General features: G+C 58.0%; 5 protein-coding genes. 3 read left to right on the top strand and 2 right to left on the bottom strand.

Translation table 11 applies throughout. The features are described 5' to 3' along the window. Positions 1 to 1,132: 1,132 nt before the first annotated feature. Together GVL61_RS25200 and GVL61_RS24145 are read right to left on the bottom strand one after the other, a co-directional pair. Complete coding sequence (locus GVL61_RS25200; protein WP_235037894.1) at positions 1,133 to 2,842, bottom strand: hypothetical protein; 1,710 nt, start codon at positions 2,840 to 2,842, stop codon at positions 1,133 to 1,135. A gap of 47 nt (positions 2,843 to 2,889) precedes the next feature. After that, positions 2,890 to 3,957: a dsDNA nuclease domain-containing protein gene (locus GVL61_RS24145; protein ID WP_235037895.1), complete on the bottom strand. Its 1,068-nt coding sequence runs from the start codon at positions 3,955 to 3,957 to the stop codon at positions 2,890 to 2,892. A 630-nt stretch (positions 3,958 to 4,587) separates the two neighbouring features. On the opposite strand from GVL61_RS24145, the gene GVL61_RS24150 reads away from it, so the two are divergent. The 3 genes from GVL61_RS24150 (at position 4,588) to GVL61_RS24160 (ending at position 8,044) form a co-directional block, all read left to right on the top strand. Next, positions 4,588 to 5,784, top strand: a complete 1,197-nt coding sequence (locus tag GVL61_RS24150; protein ID WP_159983786.1) for an AAA family ATPase — start codon at positions 4,588 to 4,590, stop codon at positions 5,782 to 5,784. Further along, positions 5,781 to 6,848: a ParB/RepB/Spo0J family partition protein gene (locus GVL61_RS24155; RefSeq protein WP_159983778.1), complete on the top strand. Its 1,068-nt coding sequence runs from the start codon at positions 5,781 to 5,783 to the stop codon at positions 6,846 to 6,848. The genes GVL61_RS24150 and GVL61_RS24155 overlap by 4 nt, the downstream gene beginning before the upstream one ends. An 89-nt stretch (positions 6,849 to 6,937) precedes the next feature. Continuing rightward, positions 6,938 to 8,044, top strand: coding sequence for a replication initiator protein A (locus GVL61_RS24160; RefSeq protein WP_159983780.1), 1,107 nt, complete (start codon positions 6,938 to 6,940; stop codon positions 8,042 to 8,044). The last annotated feature ends 218 nt before the right edge of the window (positions 8,045 to 8,262 follow it).

Below are 8,262 nucleotides of genomic sequence, written 5' to 3' on the forward strand. Positions count from 1 at the left end.
CGACATGCTCAGAGATGCACGCCGCACCACCGAGACCTGGCACGGCTTCCTCGATGACTTCCTCGATGATCCCGAGCTCGCCGCCCGCTTCAAGGCCCAAACGCCGCGGTAACGCCCGGACGGTTACGCTTTGACCCTTAACCGTAGGTTGCACCGTGCTGACCGGGCTCGGTCAGCCCTGCGGACCGGCTTCGCGCACCGCAGGAGATAATGATAGGAGTTGAGAGTCGGACAAGGGTCGGTTTGCGGGGCCAACCGCCGGTTCTGGCCGGTAGCGGAACGGCAGTTAGCGATTGGCGCGACAGGGAAAGCAGTCAGTCACTTGCTACCGCCCAACCGACGCTCCTAACGCGATCATGTCTGCAACGTATGGGGTGGGTCCGTTGTGGCCGGGATAGTATACCTCCTCCCCCTTCCAATCGATCCACCCAAGGACGTCCCTTACTATTAACTCGGCAATATGGTCGGCATTGGTGTCGATTGAAAACTGCGGGCCAAAGCGGTGTTCGAGGTCGGTGAAGTAAAGGTGCGAAGGGCCACCCGCGGTTAGGCCTTCGATATGCGCAGCCTGATTGCGTCCATGCCAGACTGCGTCAAGGATGCAATGGCCTCTCAGCGACAGCATCTGGCCCCGCATATGTCGCCACGCGCTTGGCGGGCCGAGCACCGTTTTGATCCCGTTTTGGGCGATCAAGAGGACCGATCCGCAGAGTATGCTCCTGCTTCGTCTCCTCGCGACTAGCTGCTCCTCTGCATAAATCACCCTTTTATTCACATTAGCCGGCGTGGGTTCATCCCCCCATTCTTGAGTGAAGAACCTTAGATGCCATTCACCGCGACCGTTCGGGTCGATGCCCTCAAGGTAGGATTCGAGATTGCGTAAATGTTGTAGCGATAGGTCCCACTTATTGATTTTCTCGCGGCTATCCCCAATCGCTCTCAAGAGGGGACTAACCGCCCAATCGGTGTTTGCGAGATAATCTTTCATATTCATTTCGGTTATTCCAAGTCGACGAATGACATGTCTATCTTGAGGCCCGATAAGCGAGTGTCGGATTTGGAGGGAAGGCACTATTAAAGCAGCCCCTAATTGCCTGCCTTGAGCGGTGCCGTCAGAGTCGAAAACCGACGGTTAGATAAGCTCTCCCTGGTCTTGTCCAAGCATCTTGTTGATGAAGGGGCGCATATAGGCGTTGACCGTGTCGAACTGGTCGCTCTGAAGCAGCGACTCCTTCACCTGCGGGTTGATGACGTGCCCGCCATACTCGGCGCCATGTAGCGAGACAGTGCCAAGGACCAGTTGCATGTCGCGCGGCCTGTTCTTGAGTGCAAAACCGATGATCGCGGCGGCATTCGTATCGTCCTGGTCCTGCTGAAGAGGAGTATCCAAGATGATCGGGCACAGACAGGACGTCGTGAACTCGCGGATCGTATGTAGCAAGGCGAAATGATAGGCTAGGATAGCTCTCGCGCCGTAGCTGCCGGTCTCGTTTATCTTGGGCGAGATGTTTTTCTTAGCAGCGGCTCCGAACGTCACGCCGAGCTCTACAGCGAAGGCGCTGAGCTTCTTGGTGTAGAAGGCTGTGATCTCTGCCTTGCGCTTGGCGCTGCTATGCGCCTTCATCAGCTTGAGGGCCTCCTCCTCCTTGACCTGCCATTCAACGATACCCCCGTCGATCACGGCGCGCTCCGCCGCGATTGTGGCGTCGACCATGCGCTCGCTCTCGTCCTTGAGCATGTCGCGGAGCTTCACTTCGCCCCGCTTTTCCTCCAGCAGGGCGTCGATCCGCCCTATCCGGTCGTCATACGAACGTAGCGTCTGCATCTGTCGTGCCACACCCGCCTCGACTTCTACCAGAGAGTGCCGCGCGCTCGCAAGGAACCCCCTGCACGCATCCGCATCGCTGATAAGGCTAAAGCGGTTGGCAAAATCATTTTCATGCACGGTATTGCAGGTGGGGCATATAACCTGCGCCTCCGACAGGTTCTGGGTAAATTTCACATCCGCATCGAGCTCCGCCAACGCAGTGCGAGCGATCTCGATTTCCTCGACTAGCACAGCGCGTCGAGACTGGAGTTCAGATATCTTGAACTTCACGCCCTCATAAATGGCGCGAAGCTCGTTCAGCTCCGCCAGCAACTGTTCGATCTGATCCCCGAACAACTCCGGCGAGAAAGTTGCCGTCACCGGCGACCGCCCGTTCCGGAGCCGAGCGCTCGCGCGGTCGAGTGCGCGCCGCTCGGCCTTGAGCTCGTTCTGCTCGCGCTGCGCGTCCGCGCGTTGCGCTTGAGCGCTGTAGTATTCCCTAGGACGTATCCCGGTGTGATAATCGAGGATGCTCTTCTTGAAATTGGGAATCATGGCGAGACTCTTGAACGAGCTCCAGCTGTCATCCCAGCCCCGGTCTTGGTCTTGGTAAAAGGGGAGGAAGCAGAATTGCGGCGGCGGAACCACGAGATCGTTAGATTTGGTGGTCAGTTGAATGGTGAAGTCGAGTAGTTCGGCGACCTTCGGGCCAACCTCCTTCACCAGCGAGGTTCCGGTCCAGAGGAGATTGTCTGCAGCATCGAACAAGGCGAACTGATTGTCGAAGCGAAGGATCGATTGGATTGCGCCGTCCAGGGAAAATTCGAGCATCGTGGCGACGGATGCCTTGGTCCATTTCTCGTTCGCGACCGAGGCGTCTGCCCCAAAGGCACCATAGATTGACTTGATCAGATGCGATTTCCCGGTGTCGTTCTCACCGAACACAACCGTCGTGCTTTCGTCAAAATTCTCCTGCCTCGCCTTCCCTTCGAGGCGAGAGAGGAGAAGAAGCCTTCGCAACTTCAAGTTTTTCATGAGACTTCTTTCTGAGGCTTCTAACTAATCGCTTATATTGTTCGGTTTTAATGATGAGCGTATATTTCATATATTATCATCGCCTTCAGTCTTAAGGGACTAAATGGTGAAAGGTACTTCTTTCCTACCTCTTCGGCATGAAGGTAGAGCTTCTCGACCATATCGACGAGACTGAGCGTTGCGTCCTCGATGACGGTCGGCAGTGCTTCTGCGATCCTCATGCGGATGCGCTGAACCGCGCGGTCAGCCGAGTTCAGCGCGGCAGTACGATAAACCGCATATTCCTGGCTGATGCGAAGCTGATCTGCGAAGGGATATGTTAGGCTCGGCGCGATCGTTCCCCAATCCGGGGACCGGCTGTTGCTCTGGATGGCATCCAACCATTCCTGAACATTGGCCTTGGTCAGCCCCTTTTCCTTGATAACCTGCTGGAGAGAGGTGGTTTCGCCAGAGAAATTTGCCTTCCTGCGACATTCGTCGGCGATCGCCTGATAGACGGCCTCGGGACTGAACCAGACTGTACCAAGCTGTTCCGCGATGAAGGTCTGAAGCTTGCCCTTTGTGTGGGAGGCCACGTCCCCGAGACTGAGATCGGTGCGTTGAAATCCGAGCAGTCCGATCTGTGCCTCGGTCGCACTGGGATAAGCCTCTTGGATCGACCCGACGATTTTCTTGAAATGACCAGGCTCACATGCACTCAGGCGAAAGGAAGTCTTGCCAGCGTTGAACCCGCAAAGCTGGTTCGAAACAAAATCGGCAGAAAGGACTGCGCTCGAAAACTTGTCGACATTGTCGAACATTTTGTCGACGAAAGAGGGCTTCTCCTTCGTACCTTCTTCGGTCTTGACTTTCTCTCGCTTGAGCAGCGCGGTCAGCGTCCAGCCACCGTTGGTGTCCTTGGATTTGACCTGATAGAAGCGGACATTTGTGGGATTGGTTGCGCTATCGAGCAATGCGATATCATCGTGAAACTCGAAGACGATCGCGTAGTCATCATTTGTTCCGTGCTGCTGGAATAGCAACGCCAGTCCCCACATGGTCTGAAAATCGTATCGACCTCCAGTCGCTCCCTTCTCACGTAAAGGTTTGCTGACCAGATCTGTTGCTAAAACCATGCCACCCCCCCATAGACGTGACTTGATGGCCTCAAACGCCTTATAATTCAATCGTCAAGAACGTAGCACTCGCGCTGGCCAGTCATTAACGGCGTTCCGCCAACAGAAGAGGCCCAAGAGACCTGAGTTGACGGCAGCTTCGTGAATAGCCACTTATTAGGAGCAAAGCGGGCATCATTCCTTTCGGCCGTAGCGCCTCACTATCGAGCCGATGTTGCTTCAAAGCCGACGGAGCACAGAATTCCAGGCGACGGCGTCCAAGGACCATGCCGGCTAAACGGAGCGACCAAATAGAATTCTTTCAGGAGGCGCCGCCCCGTCTCTTGCCGTTTATTAATCCCCTGCCTTGGGGCAAGACCGCGGCCTCGCTCGATCCGCCGGGAAGGCCTCCAACAAGCTAGCGCACCCCTCTCAACCCGACCGATAGGAGGGGCAATCTGCGGATCGCAAAGTGGCTGCGTCGAGAAACCCGGCATTTATCTGTCTTTACCTGAACGCTGTCGCTGCCACGGCGGGAATTTACGAGGAGTTTGACTACACCCCCCGATTTGGCATAGATGTCCGGGATTGTCGGCGAATTCATAAGGTTTTTACCGAACCGCGCTGAGTCGGATCAGAAGGGGCATGTTCATGTTGTCGGGGCAAATTCTCGATGCAATGATAAGTTCGTGCGAGAACGCAAAGAGCGTCCTGCGCCAGGCGGCTATCGATCCCTCAGACCGCAAGACATTGAATATCTCGATGGGTGCGACGGTAGCAGCCGAGCTGTTGGGCCGCACGCCCGAGGCGCTTTCCAAGGCCGAAGCGCGTGGACGGCTTCCTGCCCCGAAGACCGCGAACAATGGCCGCCGATTCTACACGGTCGAAGACCTGATATCGATCCGGGCGACTCTCGGAATCAAGATGGGCAAACTTCCGGAAGAGCGTGCGGTCGTTCTGGCGGTCCAGAACTTCAAGGGCGGGGTCAGCAAGTCCACAACCGCGAAGCATCTAGCCGACTATCTCGCGCTGCGAGGATACCGGGTCCTCGTTGTGGATTGCGATCCCCAAGCGTCCATGAGCGTCATGTTCGACGTCAATCTCGAAGCGATGGTCGAGGAGACGCATACGCTCTCCAACTTCCTATCTCCGCGGATGGACGATGCGGATTCGTTCCGTAAGACGATCCGGCCGACCGCCTGGCCCAATATCGACATTTGCCCTGCGAACCTTGGCTTGCAGGACACTGAATGGGAGCTGACGGCTACGATCGAGGAAGGACCGACGGCCATTGCTGGCGCCTTCCGGATGCTCCGAATCGGCCTCGAAGAAGTTCGCCTCGACTACGACGTCGTCATTCTAGATCCGCCCCCGGCCATGGGCTTCCTGGGAGTCAACACGCTGACGGCGGCGGACGGACTGCTCATACCGGTCCCGGCGCGCCAGCTTGATTACCTCTCCACGATCCATTTCATGCAAACATGTCGCGAGGCAATGAGCCTGGTTTCGCGCTTCGACACCTCGATTGACTACGGTTTCATCCGCATCGTGTGCACTATGTTCCAGCCCAATCGGACAAACGAGGCGCAGATGCTGCAGGTAATGGAGAAGACCTACGCTGGTCAGATGCTGTCGACCCCGATCCTACTCTCGGAAGAGATCAAGAACGCGGGTTTGCAGATGTCGTCGATCTACGAAGTGAACAAGCCCTATGGCTCGCATCAGACGTATACCCGGTGCCGGGACAACCTAAATATGGTCTTTCGCGAAGTCGAGAAGGACATCTGCAAACAGTGGCCTTCCCGCATGGCGCAGGTCGGCACTGACAGACTGACGGAGGCGGCATGAGCGCGGCAGGCGGACGCAGGCGCAGCCTTTTGGCCAGCGCCATCGAGAGCATCGGCGCAGCGCCGGTAGCGACGGCTGAACCTGGCGCTCCCCTGCCCGCGGCCATCGATGAGCAAACTCCGGTCGAGAAGCCGGGCGCTCCCTCCTTCCTGGAGCGACGCGGCGCTGCTTTCGACGAGCTGACCCGGTCGGTCAAAGGCCTGACCATTCGCCTCAAACCCTCGGAGTGCTCCATCTGGCCCGGCAACGCCCGGGATTATGCGCTTCTGACCGAGGAACGATGTGCCAGTCTGATCGATTCCATTCGCGAGGAGGGGTCGAATCGGGAGGCCGTGGTCGTTCGCCGCACCCGCGGTGGTGACCTGCCTTACGAACTGATTGTCGGCACCCGGCGCCACTTTTGCGTCGCCTGGCTTAACGCAAACAATCGATCCGAAATTGACCTCATCGCGCGCATCGAAACGCTGGATGACGAAGCCGCGTTCAGGCTCGCAGATCTAGAGAACCGTGAGCGCGAGGACGTCACCGACCTCGAACGCGCGCGCAATTACCGTCACGCCGTCGAAACCTATTATGGCGGAGTGCGAACCCGGATGGCCGACCGGCTCGCCATCCCCAAGCAGAATCTGCACAACCTGCTCCAGTTGGCCGAGCTTCCCGACGCCGTGATTGCAGCGTTCGCCGAGGTGGGCGACGTCAGGGTCCGACACGGCATGCGCCTGTCCCCGCTGATCAAGGATGATGGGCACCGAGCGAGCATCATCGCAGAGGCGCTGACCATCGCTGCGGAGCAGGCGGACAGGAAAGCGGGAGGTCTCGACAAGATCGACGGCAGCAAGGTGTTCGAGCGCCTTGTCACTGCGTCGTCGAAGCCGAAGGTGCCGGTTATCGCGCGCCGTAAAGCGGTGATCGCCTGTGCCGAAGGCAAGGAGATTGGCCAGGTGATTTCCGATACCCGGGCCAAGGGGATTACTGTCAACATCCATCCGAAGGCTTCGGCCTCGGTGGACGAGATCCTCGAAGCGTTGCGGCCGGTCCTAGAAGGCGCGAAGTTCGCGCGGTGACAGAATATCGGTAAAATGAATTTTACCGTTTGATAACAATGGTTTACGCGGCGGTAAAACGTGTTTTACCTCTGCCCTCGGGGTATACGATGTCCAAGGACTCGCGCGAAGAACGGCAAGTCGATTTGTTTTTGCCGCAACTCACTACCCTGCCCTTGCGCGACCAACGCGAGACCATGGAACGGCCTTTCTTTTCACTGTCCAAGCGCAAGCGTCTCAAGCCAATCGACTACGTCAGTCCGGACAAGAAAGTGACGGTTCACGTCTCTGCCAACTCCGAATACGGTCTCGCCACCATCTACGATCTCGATATCCTCATCTATTGTGCGTCCGTGCTTATGGAGCACAAGCGTCGCGGCGCGAACGACATCCCGCAGACCCTGCATATCGTTCCCTACGACATGCTGCGCACGCTCAAGCGGGATGTCGGCGGACGGGCTTACGAGCTGCTGGGAAATGCCCTCGATCGCCTGCAGTCGACGACGGTCAAGACCAACATCCGTTCTGGTGACGCGGTGGATACCACCTTCTCCTGGCTCGACAGTCATTCGCAGATACGCGATCGCAGCGGCACCATCCGGGGAATGCGCATAACGCTCGCCAAATGGTTTTATGACGGTGTGCTGATGGAGGGAGGCGTTCTAGCGATTGATCCGACCTATTTTTCGCTCACGGGCGGACGCGAGCGGTGGTTGTATCGGGTAGCGCGCAAGCATGCGGGCGGTGCCGGCAGTGACGGCTTCGCCATATCAATGCCGACCCTGTTCGAAAAGTCGGGCGCGGAGGGCGATTACCGCCGCTTTAAATTTGAGATCGGGAAGATCGCCAAGGAGGATGCGCTACCAGGATATAGCCTGACGCTGGAAGCCCGGGACGGAGCGGAACCAATGCTGCGTATGACCCGGCGCGCAAAAGAGGACAGCGTCACTAGTCAAGCACCCTCCCCAGCCCTCGCCGCCCAGCATGAAGAGGCCGCTCCGGAGGCGCCCGCGATCGCGTTCCCGGACCAGGGCCATATCGCGTTCACCGCCTTCGGCGCCATAGCGCGTGCCAATCTGCCCAGTCCGCAGAGGGATCACGGTCTGGTAGCTGACGACTTCCGGTCGTTCCTGAGGCAGCGTGAAATCGCGCTGGATGCGAAGAACATCACGACGATTTTCGCGACCTTTTGCACCAAACAGCGAGCGGCCTCCTAAGCGCCTCCGCGCCTCCGCGCCGCCGGACAACGATCTACGGTACTTCGGGAACGGAGCCGCCCTTTGTCTGACCGGGACTCCGAGCGACGGCATACCCCGGCGCCAAGTGCCGGACGCGGGGGCCGTTTGCTGGGTGACTGGCGAGCTGTATTCCCGAGGTACATTTATCTTAAACGCCGACCGGCGAGGGCAGTTCGCGACCGCCCCCTCCCCTGCCC

This window comes from Novosphingobium sp. 18050 (assembly GCF_902706195.1).
In the GTDB taxonomy this organism is placed as follows: Bacteria; Pseudomonadota; Alphaproteobacteria; order Sphingomonadales; family Sphingomonadaceae; genus Novosphingobium.

Coding starts and splice junctions, on each gene's coding strand:
- GVL61_RS25200 (WP_235037894.1), bottom strand. CDS start 2,842: ATGAAAAACTTGAAGTTGCGAAGGCTTCTTCTCCTCTCTCGCCTCGAA.
- GVL61_RS24145 (WP_235037895.1), bottom strand. CDS start 3,957: ATGGTTTTAGCAACAGATCTGGTCAGCAAACCTTTACGTGAGAAGGGA.
- GVL61_RS24150 (WP_159983786.1), top strand. CDS start 4,588: ATGTTGTCGGGGCAAATTCTCGATGCAATGATAAGTTCGTGCGAGAAC.
- GVL61_RS24155 (WP_159983778.1), top strand. CDS start 5,781: ATGAGCGCGGCAGGCGGACGCAGGCGCAGCCTTTTGGCCAGCGCCATC.
- GVL61_RS24160 (WP_159983780.1), top strand. CDS start 6,938: ATGTCCAAGGACTCGCGCGAAGAACGGCAAGTCGATTTGTTTTTGCCG.